Annotated in this window: 17 protein-coding genes and 1 pseudogene; 10 read left to right on the forward strand and 8 right to left on the reverse strand. The window is 69.2% G+C overall.

Going from position 1 to position 22664, the window contains the following annotated elements; translation table 11 throughout:
- Positions 1-274 (reverse strand): annotated as a pseudogene (locus ACLEQD_RS11060) (hypothetical protein); the annotation flags it as partial.
- Between the two features lie 17 nt (positions 275-291).
- Positions 292-771 (reverse strand): PQQ-binding-like beta-propeller repeat protein, encoded by a 480-nt coding sequence (locus tag ACLEQD_RS11065; protein ID WP_410383481.1) that lies wholly within the window; start codon positions 769-771, stop codon positions 292-294.
- A gap of 86 nt (positions 772-857) precedes the next feature.
- Here ACLEQD_RS11065 and add point away from each other — a divergent pair, with 86 nt between their 5' ends.
- Positions 858-2021 (forward strand): adenosine deaminase, encoded by a 1164-nt coding sequence (gene add / locus ACLEQD_RS11070; RefSeq protein WP_171416397.1) that lies wholly within the window; start codon positions 858-860, stop codon positions 2019-2021.
- A gap of 9 nt (positions 2022-2030) precedes the next feature.
- Positions 2031-2519, forward strand: a complete 489-nt coding sequence (locus ACLEQD_RS11075) for a hypothetical protein (RefSeq protein WP_410383482.1) — start codon at positions 2031-2033, stop codon at positions 2517-2519.
- Between the two features lie 58 nt (positions 2520-2577).
- Here the strand turns inward: ACLEQD_RS11075 and glgC are convergent, their stop codons facing one another.
- Positions 2578-3807 (reverse strand): glucose-1-phosphate adenylyltransferase, encoded by a 1230-nt coding sequence (glgC, locus tag ACLEQD_RS11080; RefSeq protein ID WP_410383483.1) that lies wholly within the window; start codon positions 3805-3807, stop codon positions 2578-2580.
- A gap of 208 nt (positions 3808-4015) precedes the next feature.
- Between glgC and ACLEQD_RS11085 the strand changes: the two genes are divergently transcribed.
- On the forward strand, positions 4016-4897 hold the full coding sequence (locus ACLEQD_RS11085) for a diguanylate cyclase (protein ID WP_410383484.1): 882 nt from the start codon (positions 4016-4018) through the stop codon (positions 4895-4897).
- A 5-nt stretch (positions 4898-4902) separates the two neighbouring features.
- A complete protein-coding gene (locus ACLEQD_RS11090; RefSeq protein ID WP_410383485.1) occupies positions 4903-5079 on the forward strand; it encodes a hypothetical protein in 177 nt (58 codons plus the stop codon).
- A 22-nt stretch (positions 5080-5101) separates the two neighbouring features.
- Here the strand turns inward: ACLEQD_RS11090 and ACLEQD_RS11095 are convergent, their stop codons facing one another.
- From ACLEQD_RS11095 to ACLEQD_RS11115, 5 genes are all read right to left on the reverse strand, one after another.
- Positions 5102-6130: an NAD-dependent epimerase/dehydratase family protein gene (locus ACLEQD_RS11095; RefSeq protein ID WP_410383486.1), complete on the reverse strand. Its 1029-nt coding sequence runs from the start codon at positions 6128-6130 to the stop codon at positions 5102-5104.
- Positions 6127-10536, reverse strand: a complete 4410-nt coding sequence (locus ACLEQD_RS11100) for an AMP-binding protein (RefSeq protein ID WP_410383487.1) — start codon at positions 10534-10536, stop codon at positions 6127-6129. The genes ACLEQD_RS11095 and ACLEQD_RS11100 overlap by 4 nt, the downstream gene beginning before the upstream one ends.
- A 17-nt stretch (positions 10537-10553) precedes the next feature.
- Complete coding sequence (locus ACLEQD_RS11105) at positions 10554-12164, reverse strand: lactate racemase domain-containing protein (RefSeq protein WP_120605790.1); 1611 nt, start codon at positions 12162-12164, stop codon at positions 10554-10556.
- 30 nt (positions 12165-12194) lie between these two features.
- On the reverse strand, positions 12195-12860 hold the full coding sequence (locus tag ACLEQD_RS11110) for an HAD family hydrolase (protein WP_120527701.1): 666 nt from the start codon (positions 12858-12860) through the stop codon (positions 12195-12197).
- Positions 12861-12963: 103 nt separating this feature from the next.
- On the reverse strand, positions 12964-13956 hold the full coding sequence (locus ACLEQD_RS11115) for an NAD-dependent epimerase/dehydratase family protein (RefSeq protein ID WP_410383488.1): 993 nt from the start codon (positions 13954-13956) through the stop codon (positions 12964-12966).
- A gap of 380 nt (positions 13957-14336) precedes the next feature.
- On the opposite strand from ACLEQD_RS11115, the gene ACLEQD_RS11120 reads away from it, so the two are divergent.
- The 6 genes from ACLEQD_RS11120 to hemH all read left to right on the forward strand — a co-directional run.
- Complete coding sequence (locus ACLEQD_RS11120; protein ID WP_120527703.1) at positions 14337-14669, forward strand: SWIB/MDM2 domain-containing protein; 333 nt, start codon at positions 14337-14339, stop codon at positions 14667-14669.
- Between the two features lie 187 nt (positions 14670-14856).
- On the forward strand, positions 14857-17964 hold the full coding sequence (gene treY / locus ACLEQD_RS11125; RefSeq protein ID WP_410383489.1) for a malto-oligosyltrehalose synthase: 3108 nt from the start codon (positions 14857-14859) through the stop codon (positions 17962-17964).
- Positions 17961-20105 carry a glycogen debranching protein GlgX gene (gene glgX, locus ACLEQD_RS11130; RefSeq protein ID WP_410383490.1) on the forward strand — a complete coding sequence of 715 codons (2145 nt, stop codon included), beginning with the start codon at positions 17961-17963 and terminating at the stop codon, positions 20103-20105. Before treY ends, glgX begins: the two co-directional genes overlap by 4 nt.
- Positions 20106-20140: 35 nt before the next feature.
- Positions 20141-21133 carry a TerC family protein gene (locus ACLEQD_RS11135; protein ID WP_410383491.1) on the forward strand — a complete coding sequence of 331 codons (993 nt, stop codon included), beginning with the start codon at positions 20141-20143 and terminating at the stop codon, positions 21131-21133.
- A gap of 58 nt (positions 21134-21191) precedes the next feature.
- On the forward strand, positions 21192-21575 hold the full coding sequence (apaG, locus tag ACLEQD_RS11140) for a Co2+/Mg2+ efflux protein ApaG (protein WP_410383492.1): 384 nt from the start codon (positions 21192-21194) through the stop codon (positions 21573-21575).
- 20 nt (positions 21576-21595) lie between these two features.
- The coding region (gene hemH, locus ACLEQD_RS11145) for a ferrochelatase (RefSeq protein WP_410383493.1) at positions 21596-22664 on the forward strand (1069 nt) is incomplete at its 3' end.

Raw genomic sequence — 22664 nt, forward strand, 5'->3', positions numbered from 1 at the left:
GCCAGCGCCCGGCGGGCGGCCCGTCACCCCGTCCGCGAAGTGCTGCTCCCAGCGCATGCTCCCGTCCTTCACCGACAGCGCCAGCACCCGGCCCGGCGCGTGGCCACGAAGACGGTGTCGCGCTCCGAGTCCAGCCCACCACGTCCGTCACCGGCTTCGACCAGCGCGGCTCACCGCTCCGCGCGTCCAGCGCCCACAGCCCGGAGCCGAGCGGCACCACCAGCACGCCCTCCAGCAACACCGGCGCGGCCCGGAGCGCCGGGGCCACGGACACCTGTGGCTCCAAGGGTTTCACCGGAGCGGATACCGGAGCCTGCGCCGCCGGAGCCTGCGCAGGAGCCCTGGGGGCTGGCCGCTTCCAGCGCGCCTGTCCGGAGTCCACCGCCAGGGCGTGCACCGCGCCGTCGGGCGCCACCAGGAAGACGGTGCGCCCCGCGTCGTCCACCACGGCGGGGTGAGCACCGGGGGCTCTCCGCCCAGGCGCCAGCGCTCCTTGCCGTCCTGAAGCGACAGACAGGCCAGCTCCCCCACCACCGTCCCCACGATGACGCTGTCGCCGGCCAGGACGGGGGCCACCGCCACCTCGCGGCCCAGTCGGGTGGTCCACACCGGCCGGCCCTCGCGGTCCAGGCGCACCACCGCGCCCGCCTCGTTGCCCAGGAGCACCCCGTCCGCCAGGGCCGTGAGCCCCGTCCGGGAGGACGCATCGCTGGAGTACTGGAAGGCGGGCTGTACCGGCGCCCGCTGGCACGCCATGACGGCCAGCGTCAACGTCAGGCAGGGCACCAGGAGCAGGCGTGGACAGACGCGGGGCGGCATGGTTTGGGGGAGGATGACGCAAGCGAGGAACTTCGACCATGCCCACGATTCGTGAAGACGAAACCCCCAACGCCACCGGCATCCCTTCATCCGCCCGGCGCACGGACATCATCCCGCCCCCCACGCTGGCGGTGACGGAGGAGCTGCTCCACGCGCTCCCCAAGACGGACCTGCACTGCCACCTGGATGGGTCCATGCGCCTGAAGACCATCCTGGAGCTGGCCGAGCAGCAGAAGATCAAGCTCATGGCCGACACCGAGGACGGCCTGGCCAAGGCCATCCACATGGGCCAGGTGTGCAAGAGCCTGGAGGAGTACCTCGTCGCGTTCGACGTGACGCTCTCCGTGCTCCAGACCGCCGAGTCCCTCTACCGCGCCGCCTACGAGCTGGCGGTGGACGCCGCCGCGGAGAACGTGCGCTGGCTGGAGGTGCGCTACTCGCCCGCGCTGCACCTGCAGAAGGGCCTGAAGATGACCACGGTCATCGACTCCGTGCTGGAGGGCCTGCGCGCCGCCAAGCGCGAGACGGGCATCAAGTGCGCCGTCATCGTCTGCGGCATCCGCCACATCAACCCGCAGACGTCCATGCGGCTGGCGGAGCTGTCCGTCGCGTACAAGAACCGCGGCGTCGTCGGCTTCGACCTGGCGGGCGCGGAGGCCAGCTTCCCCGCCAAGGACCACCTGGACGCCTTCCGCCTCATCCTCAAGAACAACGTCAACTGCACCGCGCACGCGGGCGAGGCCTACGGGCCGGAGTCCATCTCCCAGGCCATCCACTCGCTGGGCGCGCACCGCATCGGCCACGGCACCCGGCTGCGCGAGGACGGCGACCTGCTCAACTACGTCAACGACCACCGCATCCCCATGGAGGTCTGCCCGTCCTCCAACGTCCAGACGGGCGCGGTGTCCTCGCTGGAGTCCCACCCGCTCAAGTTCTATTTCGACTACGGCCTGCGGGTGACCATCAACACCGACAACCGCCTCATCACCGACACCACCGTGACGAAGGAGCTGTGGCTCGCCCACCGCCAGCTGGGCCTGTCGCTGGAGGACCTCACCACCATCATCGTGTCCGGCTTCAAGAGCGCCTTCCTCCCGTTCCGGGAGAAGCAGGACATGCTGCGGCAGGTGAACCAGGAGATCGCCACCACGCTCGCCGCCTTCGAGAAGCGCCCCGTCGCGGCCATGCGCCAGCCGGCCTGAGTGCACGCCATGGACGACACCCAGGGCATGGCCCCGGCGCCGGACGCCGACCCCACGCGAGCCAGGGCGGCCCAGGCCCTCAAGGTTCCCGCCCTCCTGATGATGGGGATGGGCGGCCTGTGGGTCCTGTACTCGCTCTTCGGGCTCTACCGGACGCTGTCCCCGGCGGGCCTGGAGCAGCTGCACGCAACCATCGACAAGGCCCTGGAGGTGTACCCGCCGGAGCTGCGGGTGCAGGCCCGGGCCGTCGTGGGCCCCTTCCTGAGCCCGACCTTCCTCTTCTTCAGCGCCCTGCCCGGACTCTGCCTCAACGGGCTGGTCGTCTTCGGGGCGTGGAAGATGAAGAACCTCCAGCTCCACGGGCTGGCCATGGCGGTGGCCATCATCTGCTGCATCCCGTGCTGCGGTCCGGCGTGGGGCCTGGGGCTCATCCCCGGCATCTGGTCGCTCGTCGTGCTCAACCGCCCGGAGGTGAAGGCGGCGTTCCGCTCGAAGTGACGCGGGCGCGGGCGCCCCGGGAGGGTCTCCGGGAGCGCCCGTTCGTGCCTTCGTCCGCTCAGGTGACCTTCATCCCCTTGGGGATGACGACGACGCCGCCGGACGTGACGTGGAAGCGGCGCTTGTCCTCCGCCGCGTCGTAGCCAATGGTCATCCCGGGCGGAATCTCCACGTTCTTGTCGATGATGGCCCGCTTGATGCGGCAGCGGCGGCCGATGGTGACGTTCTCGAAGAGGATGGAGTCCTCCACCTCCGAATACGAGTTCACCCGCACCTTGGGCGACAGCACCGAGCGGTGCACGCTGCCGCCGGAGATGATGCAGCCCTCCGCCACCAGCGAGTCCGTCGCCTTGCCCACGCGCCGGTTGTCCTGGTCCGCGAAGACGAACTTCGCGGGCGGGTAGTTGTTGGGCTGCGTGTGGATGGGCCAGCGGTCGTTGTAGAGGTTGAACGTCGGGTCCACCTCCACCAGGTCCATGTTGGACTGGTAGTAGACGTCGATGTTCCCCACGTCCCGCCAGTAGCCGCGCTCCTTGTCCTCCTGGCCGGCCACCGTGTTCTGGGCGAAGTCGTACACGTACACGGGCTCGCGCTTGTACAGCTCGCTGATGATGGACTTGCCGAAGTCGTGCGCGCTCTTCTCGTCCGCCGCGTCGCGCACCACCTCCTTCACCAGCGTGTCCGTGCTGAAGAGGTAGTTGCCCATGGAGGCCAGGCACATCTTCGGGTTGCCCGGCATGGGCGGCGGGTCCTTGGGCTTCTCCAGGAACTCGAGCATCCGCCCGTCCGGCCCCACGTCGATGATGCCGAACTCGCGCCCCTGCTCGATGGGGACGGGGATGGCCGCCACCGTGCACGCGGCCTTCCGCTCGATGTGGAAGTCCAGCATCTTGCGGACGTCCATCCGGTACACGTGGTCCGCGCCGAAGACGAAGATGTAATCCGGCTCCTCGTCCGTGATGATGTTGAGGTTCTGGTAGATGGCGTCCGCGCTGCCCTTGTACCAGTCCACGCCGGTGCGCATCTGCGCGGGCACCGCCTCCACGTAGTGACCCAGGAACGCCGTCATGCGCCACGCGCGCGACAGGTGGTTGTTGAGCGAGTCGCTCTTGTACTGGGTCAGCACCTTCATCCGGTACACGCCGGAGTTGGCGAAGTTGGACAGGACGAAGTCGATGATGCGGTAGCGCCCGCCGAACGGCACCGCGGGCTTCGCGCGCTCACGGGTCAGGGGCTCCAGGCGCGTGCCCGCGCCTCCCGCCAGAATCATGGCCAGCAGCTTTGACATAGGTGCCGGCCACGTTAGCCGCCGCCCGCCTCCCCACAATGGCCGTGCCGCCCGTGCAGGCCCTTCCGTTGAGTGCCCAACCGGGCGGGGTGGATGGGGGAAAAGCGACCTCCCGGTTTCGCGGCATGTAGGAGGAGGGGCGCAACCCCGTGCGTCCTCCCGGCTTGCGTGGCTTCCCCAGACCTTGCGTGCTAGCGTGGCCGGCGCGATGTCTGGCGACCAAACGCGAGTCACCAAGATCTCCAGCCTCACCCCGGGTCCCGAGCGCGGCACCGAGTGCTGCCTCGTGCAGATCCACGGCCCTGAGCTGGGCAAGAAGTACGTGCTGGAAGAGACCGAGTTCACCATCGGCCGCGACCAGCACAACCACATCGTGGTGGACCTGGACAACGTGTCCCGCCGCCACGCTCGCATCTGGGGCCGGCAGGGGAAGATGTTCGTGGAGGACCTCCAGTCCACCAACGGCACCTACCTCAACGACCGGGAGGTGCTCCAGGCGCAGCCCCTGCGCAGCGGGGACCTGGTGAAGGTGGGCGGCTCCATCTTCAAGTTCCTCGATGGCGACAACATCGAGACCCAGTACCACGAGACCATCTACACGCTGACCATCGCGGACGGTCTCACCGGCATCAACAACAAGCGCTACTTCCTGGAGTACCTGGAGCGGGAGATGGGCCGCTCGCACCGGTACCAGCGCACGCTGTCGTTGATGATGTTCGACATCGACCACTTCAAGCAGATCAACGACGTCCACGGCCACCTGGCCGGCGACCACGTGCTGCGCGAAATGGCCCAGTCCATCAAGCGGCTGGTGCGCCGCGAGCAGTGCTTCGCGCGCTACGGCGGCGAGGAGTTCGCCGTCGTCATGCCGGAGGACGGCCCGGACAAGGCGCGCGTGTTCGCGGAGAAGATCCGCAAGCTGGTGGAGGACAAGCGCTTCGTCTTCGAGGACAAGGACATCCCCGTCACCATCTCCATCGGAGTGGCGGAAGTCGCCCCGGAGATGTCGGAGCCCGCCCAGTTCATCAAGGTGGCGGACGCGAACCTCTACAAGGCCAAGAAGACCGGCCGCAACCGCGTGGTGGGCTGAAGGCCATGGCGGACGCAGGCGGCGGTCCGTCCTTCCTGGCCCGGCTCATCCTCGTCCTCGTGGGCGTGGCCTTCCTGGGCGCCGCCTGGGTGTGGCACCGCAAGGACTCGGATCCGAACGCCGCCCGGCTCGTGGAGCGCGTGAGCGGCGGCCGGGTGCACGGCGGCGCGGCGAATCCTTGAGCCGCGCCACCGCTGCCTGACGTCAGGTGCCTTCGCGCGACTCGGCCAGCCGGCCGCGGGTGCCGGGCAGGCTCCCGGGCGGCATCTTCCCGTAGAGGTACTGGACGGTGTCGAGCAGCGTCTCGTGCACGTCGCGCGCCTTGAAGCCCAGCTCGCGCTCGGCCTTGGCGGGCTCCAGGTAGAAGAAGTGCTCGCCAATCTCGACCTCCTGCGGGTCGAGCTTCGACGCGGTGCCGCGCAGCTTCGCGAACTGCTCCAGCAGCTTGCCGCCCCAGATGTTGAGCTCGCGCGGCAGCTTCATGCGCGGGGCGGGCACGCCGGTGAGGCGCTGGAGCCGGTCGAAGAAGTCCGACATGGCCATGTTCACGCCCATCAGGTGGCGGCCGTAGACCTCGCCCTTCGTGAGCGCCTGCACGAAGGCGTCCGCCGCGTCGCGCGCGTCCACGAAGGAGATGCCGCCGCCGGGCATGGCTGGTATCTCGCGGTTGAGGAACTTCACCACCGTCCAGGTGGACGACAGCCGGTCATCCCCGGGCCCCATCAGCAGGCTGGGGTTGAGCACCACGAGGGGAACGGAGTGCTTGCGGCAGTACTCCAGCGCCAGCTTCTCCTCATAGATTTTGGACAGGTAGTAGGGCCAGTTGGCGACGGTGGTGATGGGGTAGTCGTCGTCCTCCGTGCCCACCCGGTCATCCTTCGACACCGCGATGGTGCCGGAGGTGGAGCCCAGGATGACGCGCTTCACGCCCGCTTCGCGCACGTCGCGCAGCAGCTCGCGCGTGCAGTCCACGTGCAGCTCGTACATCCGCCGCGCGTCCTTGTTCTGGAAGGAGACGAGCCCCGCCAGGTGGTAGACGGCGTCCACGCCCTCCAGCGCGCGGCGCACGGCGTCCCGGTCCTTGAGGTCGCCCTGCTGGACTTCGGTCTTCGCGAACGCGGGGCCTGACGGCTTCGAGCGCGCGATGAGGCGCACCTCGTGGCCCGCCTCCACCAGCCTGGGCACCAGGTGCGTGCCCAGGAACCCCGTGCCTCCGGTGACGAGCAGCTTCACGCGTCCTTCCCTTCCGGCAGGGCCCGGGCGGGCGGGGTGAAGTCCCGGTCCGCGCCCACCTGCTCCAGGTCCAGCACCTTGCCCGCCCTCAGCGCGCGCACGGCTTCCTCCGCGATGTGCGTCACGTATCGGTAGCCCTCCGAGCGCGACATGCCCTGCGCCCGGGCCTTCAGCGACGCGTACTCCAGCGCCGGGCCCACGTGCACCTCCAGCTCCTTCGTCTTGGGGAACATGGAGCCCTTGGGCAGCGCTTCGTACGCGCCGTGGATGTACAGCGGCAGCACGTCCACCCCGTAGGTGAGCGACAGGTAGCCCAGCGTCGGCTTGAACTCCATCAGCTCGCCCGTCTTGGAGCGCGTGCCCTCCGGGAAGATGAGGACGTTGAAGCCCTGCCGCAGCGCCTCGCCCGCCACGCGCAGCGACTCGCGCAAGGAGCCCTGCCGGTCGATGGGGATGAGGTGGGTGAAGTTCTCGAACCACGCGCGCTTGAGCGGCGTGTCGAAGAAGTAGTCGCGCGCGGCCAGCGACACCATGCGCTCGCCCTGGTCACCCAGCACCACGCGCACCAGCCCCGCGTCCAGGTGGCTGGCGTGGTTGGCGATGACGAGGAAGTTGCGGTTCTGCGGGATGAACGTCTTGCCCGTCACCTTCACGTCGAAGACGCCGCCGTAGAGCACCTTCTGCCCGAAGGACAGCAGCTGCCGGCCCAGCGCGGACACGGACTCCGGCACCGGAATCTCGGCTTCCTCCGCGCGCTCGGCCTGCTTCTTGATGTCGCGCGCCCGCGTCTCCTGCGACGGCCGGCGTCCGGAGGCCACCACCAGCTTGCGCAGGTCCTCCACCGTCTGCACCTGCGTCAGGTCCTCGATGGCGGGCAGCGGCACGCCCGCGCCCTCCAGCGCCACGGACATCTCCGTGAGCATCAGCGAGTCGAAGCCCAGGTCGCCAATGAGCTGCGCGTCCGGCCGCACGTCCGACACCGGGCGGTGGCACACCTCCGCGATGAGCGGGTGCAGCCAGTCCGACACGCCGCCCGTGGGCGACGCCGCCTGCGCCTTCTCCTTCACGCGGCCCGCGCTGGCGGCCACGCGGTCCAGCCGCTGCAGCTCCTCCACCACGCGCTTGCGCTTCACCTTGCGCGTGGAGGTGCGCGGCAATTCGCCGTCCCAGAAGCGCAGCACCTTCACGCGCCGGTAGAAGGGCATGCCCGCGCTCACCTTGCGGAAGTGCTCCTCCAGCTCGTGGCGCACCTCCTCGCGGGGGCGGTCCTTGAAGTCCGGCACGCACAGGCACGCCACCTTCTCGCCGCCCGCGTCCTCCGGCAGGCCGACGATGGACAGCTCCTTGATGTGCTCGTGCTCCTGGTACAGCTCCTCCAGCTCGTCCGGGTAGACGTTCTTGCCGTTGGCGTCGACGATGACGTCCTTGGCGCGGCCCATGAGGTACAGGCGGCCCTCGTCGTCCATGCGGCCCAGGTCGCCGGTGTGCAGCCAGCCGTCCTTCACCACGGCCTCGGTGGCCTCGCGGTCCCCGAAGTAGCCCGCCATCACGTTCGGGCCCTTGGCCAGCACCTCGCCAATGCCGTCGTTGTCCGGGTTCTGGATCTTGAACTCGATGCCCGGCAGCGCCTTGCCCACCGTGCCCTTCACGCGCTTGTTGGTGGCCTCGGACACCGCCAGCACCGGCGCGGCCTCCGTGAGGCCGTAGCCCTCGCGCATGGTGAAGCCCAGCTCGTGGAAGGCCTGGTGCACCTCTTCCGACAGCGCGGAGCCGCCCGACACCAGCACCTTCACCCGGCCGCCGAACTTGCGGTGCACCGGCCAGAACAGGAGCTTGCCCAGGTTGAGCGAGCTGCGGTTGCGCAGCTCCCCGTTGGCCGCCATCAGCGCCTTGAGCGCCTGCTCCACCACCGGCGGGCGCGCGGCCATCTCCTGCGTAATCTTGCGGTGCAAGAGCTGCCAGAGCGCGGGCACGCCAATCATCGCCGTCACGCGGCCCGTCTCGAAGACGTCGCCCAGCCGGTCCGACGTGAGCTCGTCGATGTACGTGATCTCCGCGCCGCGCATGAACGGCGTGAGGAAGCCGGCGGAGAATTCAAACGTGTGGTGCAGGGGCAGCACGGACAGCACGCCGTCGCCCACGCCCACGTCGAACGCGCCCGCCAGCTTCGCCACCAGCGACGCGAAGTTGCGGTGCGTGAGCATCACGCCCTTGGGCGTGCCGGTGGTGCCGGAGGTGAAGATGACGCTCGCCACGTCGTCGGCGGCGGCGGACTTGCGCACGGGCCCGATGCGGTCCGGGAACGCCGGGTCGCCCGTCATGGCCTCCGCGAGGCTCGCCACGCCCACGTCCTCACCCAGCGCCGCGAAGAGGCCGGGGAAGTCCTGCGCGGCCTGCTCGGACACGAGGCACTGCTTCGCCGCCGCGCGCTTCGCGATGTTGACCACTTCGGCTTCCGTGAGCGCGGGGTCCACGGGGACGGCGGTGCCGCCCGCGCGCAGGATGCCGAAGTAGCTGATGGCCCACTCCGGGCGGTTCTCCGACACCAGCAGCACGCGGTCGCCGCGCTTGATGCCCTGGGCCATGAGGTAGCTGCCCACGCGGGCCGCGTAGCGGTGCACCTCCCCGAAGGTGAAGCGCTCCTCCTTCTCCCCCGCGGCCATGCGGAACGCCACCCGGTGGCGGTACGCGTGCACGGTGGCCTCGAACAGCTCCAGGAGGTCGCGGTGCGCGGGGATGGCGGTGCGCTTCTCGCGCTCCTCGTCCAGGCCGGGGAACACCCACTTCTCCAGGCCGGGCAGGTGCGTGCCCAGGAAGTACTCGCGCCAGTCGATGCGGTCCGGCGCCCAGTCAATCTTCGCGCGGTCCGCCGGCACCATGCGCTCGTAGACGGAGCGCGTGTTGTCGCAGCGGAAGACGTAGCGGTTCTCCCAGAGGAAGGGGAGGAACAGCTCGATGAGGCCGGAGAGGCTGCCGGCCTGCGACTCCACCTCGTCCAGCGCGACGCGGGCCTTGTCCATCATCGCCTGGACGCGGGGCGCGCCCCACGCGGGCCGCACCTCGTCCATGGCCTTCTTGAGCAGCTTCGCGCCCTTCGCCAGCATGGGCGCGCTGAGCAGCTGGAACTCCTGCTTGCTCACCGGCTGCGGCTCGATGCGCGAGCGCAGCGCGTTGACCAGCGAGTTGCCCGTCTCGCGGTTGCGGTAGTAGCGGCGGCGGTACAGGCCCACCAGCTCCACGGAGCGGCTGGCGAGGAACGGGTTCACGTCACCGGACGCCAGGTTGTAGACGCGGCGCTCCTCCACCTGCATCGCGTGTGCGGTGATGCCCAGCGTGGCGCCCGCCACCTGGTCCACCGGGATGATGTCCAGGATGGCGTGGTCGCCCGCGGGGATGCCGCGCTGGCCCTTGATGCCCGCGTACGCCAGCGGCGCGGACGTGGTGAAGCCCTCGTTCCAGCCGGGGAAGGGGAAGTGCGCCGCGCTCTCCACGATGGAGGGCCGCACGATGGAGTAGCGAAGCCCTGGCGTCCCCGCCATCACCTGTTCGCCCAGGTGCTTGGCGTAGGTGTACGTGTTGGGCCAGCCCCAGTGCCGCGCGCGCTCCATGCCCGCGCGGACCAGCTCGCCGGACAGCCACAGCTTGCGCTCGCGGCCCACGGCCAGGCGCAGCGTCTTCTCATCCGTGGCGTCGCGGCCCTCCTCCTCCAGGCGGTCCAGCGCCTTCTGCCGGAAGAGGGAGGTGAGCGCCTTGTCATCCGCCTGTTCGCGCAGGCGGGCGACGATCTTGTCCGCGTCCGCCAGCTCCTGCTCCAGGCTGAAGTCGCGCCCGTCCATCTCCCCCTGCTTGGGGAAGTAGCCCAGCACCGGCTCGTCCTCGAAGACGAGCCCGCTGCGGTTGCCCACGACGAACGCGGTGGACATGTGGATGAGCGGCACGCTCCAGCGCAGCGCCAGCGCCACCGCGTTCTTCACGCCGTGGGTGTTGACGTTGAGGCCCACCTCCAGCGACGGGTTGAAGGAGACCAGGCCCGCGCAGTTGACGATGGCGTGCACCTGCCCGGTGAGCGCCGCGACCTGCGCCTCCTCCAGGCCCACCAGGGGGTCGGTGATGTCGCCGTCCAGGACGGTGCACTTCTGCTTCAGGTACTCCATGGCGCCGTCGTCGCCCAGGCGGTCGCGCAGCGGCTGGAAGGGCTCGCTGGGCGCCACCTTGTCGAAGAAGCGGCGCTCCGCGGACGCGGCGCTGCCCTTGCGCACGACGACGTAGACCCGGTCCAGCACGTCGCCGTAGTGGGCCAGCAGCATCGACAGCGTCACCTTGCCCACGAAGCCGGTGGTGCCGACGAAGACGATGCGCTTGCCGGTGAAGACCTCGGTGACGTTCAGCTGGGGAAGCGTGGCCATGTCCGTGTGCGACCCTTTCACTTCACGTCCACCATCACCGTGGGCGCGATGCGCAGCAGGCTGATGGACGCGGAGCGCCCCATGAAGCCGCGCGCCTCTTCAATCGCCTCGGAGAGCGTGTCCGTGCGGTCCCAGCCGAGCAGGGCCGGGACGTGGTTGTTCTCCGCGCCCGCGACGATGACCTTGCCCACGTGCTGGCGGCCGTTCTCGCCCCAGTACCACATGTAGAAGGGGTGCACGCCGTGGTAGGCGTTGCCCTTCCTGTACAGGTGCACGTAGCTGGGGTTCTCCGCGAACTCCTTCTCGTACTTGTGCTCCAGCTTCATGGAGTCCCGCGTCTCCGGCAGCAGCCGGTGGAAGAACTCGATGTAGCTGGGGTGCTGCACGGGGTCGAACTCGTCGTAGGCCGGGTGCAGGAGGATGAGCACGCCCCCCTTCTTCACCAGCGGCACGCCCCGGTTGAGGTTGTAGAAGTACCCCAGCCCCATCACCTGCACGAGCAGCGGGTTGAGGATGGAGTTGACGCTGTAGGGGCTGACGAACGGGATGGGGAAGATGACGATGTCGCTCTGCCCCTCCACCGGCACCACGTACTGCTTCCAGCTCTGCTCCAGCGTCTTCGCGTGCGTGGGCTCCGTGGCCCCCGCGAACACGCCCGTCACGTCATAGGGCGCGGGGATGGCGTTGAGCACCTTGCGCGCCGCCGCGCGGGGCAGCTTGGACAGCGTGAAGCGCAGGGCCTGGAACTTCAGCCGGTCCGCCTCCGTGTAGTCCTCTTCCTTCTTCGCCAGGAAGTCCGTGGGCGCGCCGAACATGCGGTTGTTCAGCGTGGTCTCGATGTGGAAGACCTTCAGCGTGTTGTCGATGACCGTGCCGATGCGCGAGTTCTTCGTGTAGAGCGCGCTCGCCTTCGGCTCCATGTAGGAGTCCGACTCGCGGATCGTCTTCGGGTTGTGGTGGTGGCGCAGCGACGCGTAGTTCGTCACGCCCGTGCCCATGGACTTGTGCCCGCCGTTCATGGGCACGAAGTTGATGTTCACGTAGACGATGAGGTCGCTCTCCGCGACGCGCCGGTTCACCGCCACCACCTCGTTGTGGCTGGTGCGCTCCAGCTCCGTCATCCCGTCCGGGTCTTCCGCGTCGTGGTTGTAGTAGCGGTCCGGGTAGTAGGCGTCGAAGATCTTCTCGCCCACCATGCGCTTCATCTCGCCTTCGGTCATCCGGCGGTGCAGCGCGTTGGCGATGACCAGGTGCACGTCATCCACGCCGCTGTCCGCGCACAGCTCCAGCACCACCTCCAGGATGGACTGGCGCACGTCCGGCGTGACCATGGGCGGCAGGGGCACGCTGATGTCGTCGATGACGCAGGTCAGCCGCATGCCGGGGCGCAAGAGCGCGTGCAGCGGGTCCATGCCCTCCGGGTGGTTGATGGCCCAGCGGATGGCGGCCTTCACGTTGGGCACGCCCTCCAGCGGGGGGCGGGGGAAGATGACCCGGGTGCCCACGGGCAGGTCTTCCTGGAGGAAGCCCTCGCCGTAGAAGAGCGCCCGCGGGGGGCTGCCCTTCTCCGTGATGACCACCTGGCTTTCCTCGTCGTACAGCTTCTGGAGCGTCTTGAGCGGGCGCATGGATTGAGGGACGGCGGAAGGGGTGGGGGACTACTTCAGGTCCAGGATGGGCCAGTTGTACGCGCGCGCGAGCGAGCGCAGCCGCAGGTCCGGGTTCACCGCGGTGGGCCGCCCCACCACGGCGAGCATGGCGTAGTCGGAGGCGCTGTCCGAGTAGCCGTGGCACTGGTTGAGGGCCAGGCCCTCGCGCTCGCAGTAGGCGCGGATGGCGTTGGCCTTGTTGGCGCCTTCGATGATGGGCGGAATCACCTTGCCGGTGGCCTTGCCGCCCACGAACTGCATCTTGTTGGCGATGACGTCGTCGCAGCCCAGGTGCCGGGCCAGCGGGCGCATGGTGAAGTCCAGCGCGCCCGTCACCAGCACGATGCGGCAGCCGGCACGACGCGCCTCGTCGATGAGGTCCTGCGTCTGCTCGTACAGGGCGGGCTTGAGGACGTCCTCGAACATGTCCTCCGCGATGGTGACCAGCCGGTCCTCGCTGAGGCCGGAGTAGTACCGGTAGAAGAACTCGTTGAAGGCCTTGCGGTTGACGGCATCCAGGATGCCGAACACCGGCAGCCCCAGGGCGGTCCCCAGGGTGCGGCCCGCGATGCCCCGGAGCGAGCCCCGGTTCGTCGCGTAATAGGCGTAGACGTGGACGATGTTCGTCCGGACCAGCGTCCCGTCGACGTCGAAGAAGGCGGCTTTGGCGGGCACTTTGGGGGGCATGGGCGGTCGGGCTTCCTCCCATCCTGGAGGGGGTCCGGTCAACGAAAGCGGATGGGCCGGCGTGGGCGGCCGGCCCTTTGGGCGCATGGGTCTATAACCAGCCCTGCGCGCGATACCATTCACCACTGCGAGTGATGCTCTCCGCCAGCCCACGGCGTGGCCGGAAGCCCAGCAGGCGTTCAGCCTTGGCCCCGGAGCACGTCCAGGCCGGCGCCAGGAGCTGCCGCGCCAGCTTCCGGTTCAGGGGGAGCTTGCGGCCGGTGAGCCGCGTCACCCCGTCCGCCGCCGTGGCCAGGGCCGTCAGCACCGCCGGGGACAGGCGCCAGGTGCGCGTCTGGAAGCCCAGGGCCTTCGCCCCCAGGTCCTGCATCTCCTCCAGGGTCAGCCGCTCCGGGCCCGCGCAGAAGAACGCCTGGCCCAGGGCCTCCGGCTTCTCCGCCAATACCAGCAGCAGGTCCACCACGTCCTCCACGTCCACCAGGGACAGGGGGCGGGGGCCTCCGGCCAGCTCCAGCCGGATGCCCTTCTTGCCCAGCTTGAAGAACGTCAGGTTTTCCCGGTCTCCGGGCCCCAGGATGCGAGGCGGGCGGATCACCGTCACGGGCAGCCGGTCCTGGAAGGAGAACGCGATGCGCTCCCCTTCCGCCTTGCTCTCGCCGTACCACTCATGCGGATGGAAGGCGTCCTCCTCCACATGGGGCCGCTCCGGGGTGGAGGGGCCGTGGGAGGCCAGGGAGCCGCACATCACCAGCCGGGGGCGCGGCTGGGGCAGCGCCGCCATGGCCTCACAGATGAGGCGGGTGCCCTCCGCGTTGACGCGCATGAACTCGTCGCGCCGCGCGGCGCGGCGGATGCCGGCCAGGTGGAAGACGACGTCCACGCCCTTCACCGCGCCAGCCAGCGAGCCGGGGTCCGTCACGTCGCCCACCACCCGCGTCCAGGGGTGGCCCTCCAGGGCCTTCTCCAGCTCGCGGGTGTCCGTGGTGGGGCGCAACAGGCATGAGACACGGTCGCCGCGAGCGGCCAGCGCCCGCGCGAGCCAGGTCCCCAAAAAGCCGCCGGCGCCAGTGATGAGGGCATTCATGGGCGCTGTTTCATCCGAAAAGCCACATCCCGTCCACCGCCGAAATGGGCGCCGTTCTTCCAGAGGGGGCGCGCGCTCCAGGTGCCGACTTTCCGCCTCCGGACGCGTCGCGAGGCACAATCCCCGAGGGAAAACGGCCTCCGGAGCCGGTTTCTAGGGCTCCGGACGCGCCGCATGGGTTCCGTTCCCGAGGGAAGAATGCGCTGCGGGGCCGAGTTCTAGGCTCCGAAGCCATCGCTCCGAGGGGCCCCAGAGGGAAAAAGCGAGCGATGGGCGCTGTTTTTCGCTCTAGGCCGTGCTACTACGCGCCATCGGCTCTAGCTTGAAGATGCAAGCACGCCGTGCAACGTCCCCTTCGGAGGGGAGGAGACACAAGACGAATGGCCGCCAAGAAAGCCGCTGCGAAGAAGACCGCTGCTCCCGCCGCCAAGAAGGCCCCTGCCGCGAAGAAGGCCGCGGGCCGCAAGCCGAACGCCGCGTTCATGAAGGAGATGACGCCCTCCACGGAGCTGGCGGCGATCGTCGGTAACAAGCCGCTGCCCCGCACCGCGGTGGTCAGCAAGATCTGGGACTACATCAAGAAGAACAACCTCCAGGACGCGAAGAACAAGCGCCAGATCAACGCCGACGACAAGCTGAAGCCCATCTTCGGCGGCAAGAAGAACGTCACCATGTTCGAGATGACCGCGCTGGTGAACAAGCACCTGAGCTGAACGGTGCAGGGCCCGTCGGGGCCGTCGCCGGTCGCCCGAAGGACCCTGGGGGCTCGTCACGCATCGCGCGGGACGGGCCCTCCGCTTTTTCCCCTGCCGTCCAGGGGTCGCCTGGAGCGTTGAAAAGGGGGCGAAGGTGCATCTGCCTGCTGGCGGACGCGCCGCGTCGGACCTACCTCTGGGGGCCATGTTCCACGACGGTTCCGAGGCAGGGGAGCGCTCCGCGCGGCAGACGGACGCGGACGGTACGCACACGACGGTGGAAGCGCAGGCGGAAGCGCTCTTCGAGCAGGTCCGACGCGAGCTGCAATCGCGCCGCGTCACGCCGCTGTCCACCTACCGGATGCAGCTGCACAAGGACTTCACCTTCCAGCAGGCGAAGGCCCTGGTGCCGTACCTGGCCCGGCTGGGGGTGAGCGACTTCTACGCGTCGCCCTACCTCAAGGCCACGCCCGGCAGCACCCACGGCTATGACTGCGTGGACCACCAACGGCTCAACCCGGAGGTGGGCACGCCGGAGGACCACGCGGCCTTCTGTGACGCCCTGCGCGAGCACGGCCTGGGGCAGGTGCTGGACGTGGTGCCCAACCACATGGGCATCGAGCGCGACAACCGGCTGTGGCTGGACGTGCTGGAGAACGGCCCGTCGTCCGTCTACGCGAAGTTCTTCGACGTGGACTGGCAGCCGGTGAAGGACGAGCTGGCGGACAAGGTGCTGCTGCCCATCCTGGGGGACCAGTACGGCATCGTGCTGGAGCGCGGCGAGCTGAAGCTGTCCTACGAGTCCGGCGCCTTCCACCTGCACTACTACGACCACCGGCTGCCGGTGGCGCCGCGGCAGTACGCGAGCGTCCTCCGGTACGGCCTGGAGCGGTTGGAGAAGCAGCTGGGCGCGGAGTCGCCGCACCTGGTGGAGCTGCTCTCCATCCTGACGGCGCTGGAGCACCTGCCGCCGCGCACGGAGGTGAGCCCGGCGAAGGTGATTGAGCGGCACCGCGAGAAGGAGGTCATCAAGCGGCGGCTGGGCGCGGTGGTGGCGGACAGCGCGGAGCTGGCGGCGTACGTGGAGGAGAACGTCCGGGCCTTCAACGGCACGCCCGGCAACGTGCGCTCCTTCGACATGCTGGACGCGCTGCTGCAGGGGTGCAGCTACCGGCTGGCGCACTGGCGCGTGGCGGGCGAGGAGATCAACTACCGCCGCTTCTTCGACATCAACGGCCTGGCGGCCATCCGCGTGGAGGACCCGGACGTCTTCCAGGAAGCGCACCAGCTCATCTTCGACTGGCTGCGAGAGGAGCGCGTCACGGGCCTGCGCATCGACCACCCGGACGGCCTCTTCGACCCCACCGCCTACTTCCTGGACCTGCAGGAGCGCTTCTTCGTGGAGCGCGCGCGGGCGCGGTTCAACGCGGGGAAGCAGGAGGGGGACGACTCGCGGTGGCCGGAGGTGGAGTCGCTCCTGCGCGCGCAGTGGCGGCGCGAGGTGATGGACGCGCCGGACAGCCCGCTGCGCAAGGCGCTCTTCGTGGCGGTGGAGAAGATTCAGGGCGGCCGCGAGCGCATCCCGGACGCGTGGGCGGTGCACGGCACCACCGGCTACCGCTTCGCCAACGCGGTGAGCGGCCTGTTCGTGCACCCGGCCGCGGAGGCGCACCTGACGGAGACGTACGAGCGCTTCGCGGGCGGCACGCAGGACTTCGCGGAGCTCGTGTACCAGAAGAAGCTGCTCATCATGCGCGTGAGCATGGCCAGCGAAATCAACGTGCTGGCGCACGAGCTCAACCGCATCTCGGAGATGAACCGCCGCACGCGCGACTTCACGCTCAACAGCCTGCGGCGCGCGCTGGTGGAGTTCATCGCGCTGTTCCCCGTCTACCGCACCTACGTGGACGGCTGGCGCGCGGAGCTGGACGCGCGCGACGTGCAGTACATCGAGTGGACCCTCCAGCGCGCCAAGGAGCGCAACCCCAACACCAACGCGTCCATCTTCGACTTCCTGCGCGACATCCTCCTGGGCCGCTACCCGGAGCACGTGGGGGACGACGAGAAGGCGGTGATGCTGAGATTCGCGATGAAGCTCCAGCAGGTGACGGGCCCCGTCATGGCCAAGGGCCTGGAGGACACCGTCTTCTACATCTACAACCGGCTGGTGAGCCTCAACGAGGTGGGCGGCGAGCCGGAGCACTTCGGCATGCGCTCCACCACCTTCCACCTGCGCAACCAGGAGCGCGCGGAGCGCTGGCCGGCGAGCATGCTCACCTCCAGCACCCACGACACCAAGCGCAGCGAGGACGTGCGCGCGCGCATCAGCGTCCTCACGGAGCTGCCGGAAGTCTGGCGGGAGCGGGCGCGGGCCTGGGCGGACCTCACGCAGCCCTTCGTCAGCCACCTGCCAGGCGGCCCCGCGCCGTCGTCCAACGACGTCTACCTCTTCTTCCAGACGGTGGTGGGCGCGTGGCCCATGGGCGAGCACGTGCCCCAGGCGGAGCTCCAGGAGTTCCACCGCCGCGTGCGCGAGTACATGGCCAAGGCCATCAAGGAGGCCAAGGTCCGCACGTCGTGGACCAACCCGGACGGCGCCTATGACGACGCGATGGCGCGCTTCGTGGACGCGTGCTTCGACCCCGCGAAGAGCCAGGCCTTCCTGGACGACGTGAGGGCCTTCAAGCGCCGCATCGAGCGCGCGGGCCAGCACAACGCGCTGGGGCAGCTGCTCCTGAAGCTGGCCTCGCCCGGCGTGGCGGACACGTACCAGGGCTGCGAGCTGTGGGACCTGTCGCTGGTGGACCCGGACAACCGCCGGCCGGTGGACTACGCGCTGCGCGAGCGGCTGCTCACGGCGCTGGACGCCGCGGCGGCGAAGGACCGGCCCGGCCTGTGCGCGCGGCTGGGCCAGGACCTGGACGACGGGCAGGTGAAGCTCTTCGTCCTGGCGGAGGCGCTGCGGCTGCGCCAGAGGTACGCGGACCTGTTCCGCATGGGCGGCTACGAGGCGCTGGAGCTGTCCGGGCCGCGCTCGCCCGCAGCGGTCGGCTTCGCGCGCACGCACGGTGACAGCGTGCTGATTGCCTGCGCGCCGCGTTACACCCTGGAGGCGCTGGAGTCCGGGGGCCTGGCGCAAGCGTACGACGGTACGTTCCTGAACCTTCCGGAGGCATATGCGGGCATGATGTTCCGCAATGTCTTCACCGGGCGCCCCGTCCGTCCCCAGCAGGGGCCGGGAGGCGTGGGGCTGGCCCTGGGGCCGCTCCTCGCGGAGTTCCCGGTGGTGCTGCTGGAGAGGAGCACTGGATGAGAAGGGCCGAGGTGCTTCCAGGGAAGCCGTTTCCCCTGGGCGCCACGTACGACGGGAACGGCGTGAACTTCGCCGTCTTCAGTGAGCACGCGAAGAAGGTGGAGGTCTGTCTCTTCGACCCCGCCGACCCCAGGAAGGAGACGCGCCGCTTCCCGTTGCTGGAGACCACGAACCACGTCTGGCACGGGTACATGCCGGGCGTGCACGCGGGCTGTCTGTACGGCCTGCGGGTTCACGGGCCGTATGAACCCAAGAAGGGCCTGCGCTTCAACCCGCACAAGCTGCTGGTGGACCCCTACGCCAGGGCGCTGCACGGCAAGGTGGACCCCAAGGCCCCCATCCACGGGTACGTGCACGGGGGCAAGGAGGAGGACCTCGTCATGGACACGCAGGACGACGCCTGGGGCGTGCCCAAGGCGGTCATCCTGTCGGACGGGTTCGACTGGGAGGACGACCGGCGGCCGGAGATCCCCTGGAACAAGACGGTCCTCTACGAAGCGCACGTCAAGGGCCTCACGAAGCTGAACCCGCGCGTGCCGGAGCACCTGCGCGGCACGTACGCGGGCCTGGCGCACCCGGCCACCCTCGAACACCTGAAGAAGGTGGGCGTGACGGCCGTGGAGCTCCTGCCCATCCACGCCTTCATGGACGAGCCGTTCCTCACCCAGAAGGGGCGCTCCAACTACTGGGGCTACAACACGCTGGGCTTCTTCGCACCGGACGCGCGCTACTGCGCGTCGGGCTCGCTGGGCGAGCAGGTGTCGGAGTTCAAGGGGATGGTGAAGCTGCTGCACCGCGCGGGCATCGAGCTGATTCTCGACGTGGTCTACAACCACACCTGCGAGGGCAACCACCTGGGGCCCACGCTGTCCTTCAAGGGGCTGGACGCCGGCGCGTACTACCGGCTCAGCGAGAAGGACCCGCGCTACTTCATGGACTACACCGGGTGCGGGAACTCGTGGAACGCCACGCACCCGTACGCGCTGAAGCTCATCGCGGACAGCTTGCGCTACTGGGTGGAAGAGATGCACGTGGACGGCTTCCGCTTCGACCTGGCGACGACGCTGGGGCGCGACCGGCACGGCTACGACACCCGCGCGGCCTTCTTTCAAATCCTCCACCAGGACCCCGTGCTGAGCCGCGTGAAGCTCATCGCGGAGCCCTGGGACGTGGGGGACTACGGCTACCAGGTGGGCAACTTCCCGGTGCTGTGGAGCGAGTGGAACGGCAAGTACCGCGACACCATGCGCCGCTACTGGAAGGGCGACGACCGGCAGGCGGCGGAGATTGGCTCCCGGCTCACGGGCAGCTCGGACCTGTTCGCGCTGTCCGGCCGCAAGCCCACGGCGAGCGTGAACTTCGTCACCGCGCACGACGGCTTCACGCTGCACGACCTGGTGACGTACAGCCAGAAGCACAACGAGGCCAACGGCGAGGAGAACCGCGACGGCGCCAATGACAACCACGCCTGGAACTGCGGCGTGGAGGGGGAGACGAACGACCCCAAGGTGAACGCGCTGCGCGAACAGCAGAAGCGCAACTTCCTGGCGTCCCTCTTCCTGTCGCAGGGCGTGCCCATGCTGGTGGCGGGCGACGAGATGGGCCGCACGCAGAAGGGCAACAACAACGCCTACTGCCAGGACAACGAGCTGTCGTGGGTGAACTGGGAGCTCAACGAGAAGCAGCGCCAGCTCCTGGACTTCACCTCCCGCATCATCAAGCTGCGCCGCGAGCAGCCGGTGCTGTCCAAGCGCCGCTTCTTCCGCGGGGCCCACATCTGGGACAGCGAGCTGAAGGACCTGGCGTGGTTCCGGCCGGACGGCAAGGAGATGAAGCGCGAGGACTGGGAGAAGCCGTATGTGCGCTCCCTGGCCTTCCTGCTGGGCGGGGACGCCATCGCCACGCCGGACGACGAGGGCCACCGCATCGTCGGGGACACGTTGCTGGTGCTGCTCAACGCGCACCACGAGCCCATCACCTTCATGCTGCCCGCGCTGGAGTGGGGCGCGGACTGGGAGCTGGTGGTGGACACCGCGGCCACGGGGGAATCCCTGCGCACGCACACCCCGGCGGGCGGCAAGGTGCAGGCGGTGGGGCGTTCCCTGGTTGTCTTGCGGCGCCCGGCGACGGAATGGGAGTAGCCGCCGGGGCCGTCCCGGAGTAGGCAGCGGGCGTGATGACTCAGACACTCTGGCCCTGGGTGGGCTTCAACGTCTTCGTCCTGGCGATGCTCGCCCTGGACCTGGGGCTGTTCCACCGCAAGGAGCACGCGGTGTCGTCGAAGGAGGCGACGCTGTGGACGCTCGTGTGGGTGAGCATCAGCCTCGCGTTCTGCGGGGGCATCCTGCACTACGGCGGCAAGGGCCCGGCGCTGGAGTGGCTGACGGCGTACGTCGTGGAGTACGCGCTGTCGGTCGACAACCTCTTCGTCTTCCTGATGGTGTTCGGCTACTTCCGGGTGCCGCCGCAGCACCAGCACCGGGTGCTCTTCTGGGGCATCCTGGGCGCGTTCGTGATGCGCGCGGTGCTCATCGTCGCGGGCACGGCGCTGGTGGCCCGCTTCGAGTGGCTCATCTTCCTGTTCGGCGCGTTCCTCGTCTACACGGCCTCCAAGATGCTCTGGGCCAAGGACGACGACGACGTGGACCCGGAGGCGGGCTTCATCGTGAGGATGTCCCGGCGCCTGTTGCCGGTGGCCCGCCAGGGGGACGGCAGCCGCTTCTTCCTCATGGAGGACGGCCGGCGCAAGGTGACGCCGCTGTTCATCGTGCTGATGGTGGTGGAGGCCACGGACCTGCTCTTCGCCATGGACTCCATCCCGGCGGTGCTGGGCATCAGCAAGGACCCGTTCATCATCTACACGTCCAACGTCTGCGCCATCCTGGGCCTGCGCTCGCTGTTCTTCGTCGTCTCCAGCCTGATGGAGAAGTTCCACCTGCTGAAGGCCGCCCTGGGCATCATCCTGGCCTTCGTGGGCGTGAAGATGCTCCTCGAGCACTGGTTCAAGATTCCCATTGGCATCTCGCTGGCGGTGATTGGCGGGTGCCTGCTGGTGGCCATCCTCGCGTCGCTGGTGTTCCCCAAGCCTCCGGAAGGGGAGAAGCCCTCCCCGGTGGCGGAGGCGGACAAGGCGCCGGACGCGGCGGCCCGGGAGCAGGAGCGCGGCTGACGGGCGGGGCCCTGCGTTTCGCTTGCATCAGGCGGGAGTCGCTGCCAAGTCTCCCGCCATGTCCACCGCCACCACTGATGGCATCCGCGTCACCGTGGAGCCGACCTTCTGGCCGGAGCGCAGCACGCCCGAGTCCGGGCAGTTCGCCTTCATGTACAAGGTGGAGCTGTTCAACGACGGCACCGTGCCGGCGCAGCTCCGTTCGCGGCATTGGGTCATCACGGATGCCCAGGGGCACGTGGACGAGGTGAAGGGCGAGGGCGTGGTCGGCCGTCAGCCGCACCTCAAGCCGGGCGAGCGGTTCGAGTACACGAGCTGGGCGATGCTGCGCACGCCCTTCGGCACCATGCGCGGCGCCTACGAGATGGAGCGCCCGGACGGCACGCGCTTCGAGGCGCGCATCGCCGAGTTCGCGCTCACGCTGCCGCACGCGCTGCACTGAAGGCGCCGGAGACTTCGCGCATGCCTGTTCCGACCACGAAGCGGGGACTGCTGCTCGTCAACCTGGGGACGCCGGACGCGCCCGAGTCTGGCCCGGTGCGCCGCTACCTGCGCGAGTTCCTCAACGACCCGCGCGTCATCGACGTGCACCCGGTGGGGCGCTGGTTCCTCCTGAACCTCTTCATCCTGCCCTTCCGTCCCGCGAAGAGCGCGGAGGCGTACCGCAAGGTGTGGATGAAGGAGGGCTCGCCGCTGCTCGTGTACAGCCGCGCGCTGGAGTCCGCGGTGCGGGAGCGGCTGGGGGGCGACTACGAGGTGGAGCTGGCCATGCGCTACGGCAACCCGTCGCTGCCGGACGCCATCGCGCGGCTGAAGGCGAGGGGCGTGTCGGAGTTCACGGTGCTGCCCCTGTACCCGCATGAGGCGGCGTCGTCCTCGGCGTCGTCGCTGGCGCGCACGTATGAAGTGCTGGCGGAGGGCTGGGACGTCCCCAACGTGCGCGCGGTGCCGGCGTTCTGGGACGACGCGGGCTTCCTGGACGCGTTCGCGGCGGTGGCGCGGCCGGTGATTTCGGACACGCGCGCGGACCACGTGCTGTTCAGCTTCCACGGGCTGCCGGAGCGCCACATGCGCAAGAGCGACCCGACGGGGCAGCACTGCCTGGCGTCCGCGGGGTGCTGCGACGCCCTCACGGACGCGAACCGGCACTGCTACCGCGCGCAGTGCTTCGCGACGGCGCGGCTGCTGGCCCAGCGGCTGGGGCTGCCGGAGGGCGGCTCCACGGTGTCCTTCCAGTCGCGGCTGGGGCGCACGCCGTGGGTGAAGCCCTACACGGACCTGGTGCTGCCGGAGCTGGCGGCGAAGGGCGTGAAGCGGCTGGCGGTGATGTGCCCTGCCTTCGTGGCGGACTGCCTGGAGACGCTGGAGGAGATTGGCCTCCGCGCGAAGGAGCAGTTCGTGGCGGCGGGCGGCGAGTCGCTGACGCTGGTGCCGTCCCTCAACGCCCACCCGGAGTGGGTGGACGCCGTGGTGCGGCTGGTGCGCGCTTCGGACGGCCCCGTCCGCTACGGCGCGGGGCGGGGTCGCGGTC

The organism is Corallococcus sp. 4LFB (assembly GCF_046520365.1).
In the GTDB taxonomy this organism is placed as follows: Bacteria; Myxococcota; Myxococcia; order Myxococcales; family Myxococcaceae; genus Corallococcus; species Corallococcus caeni.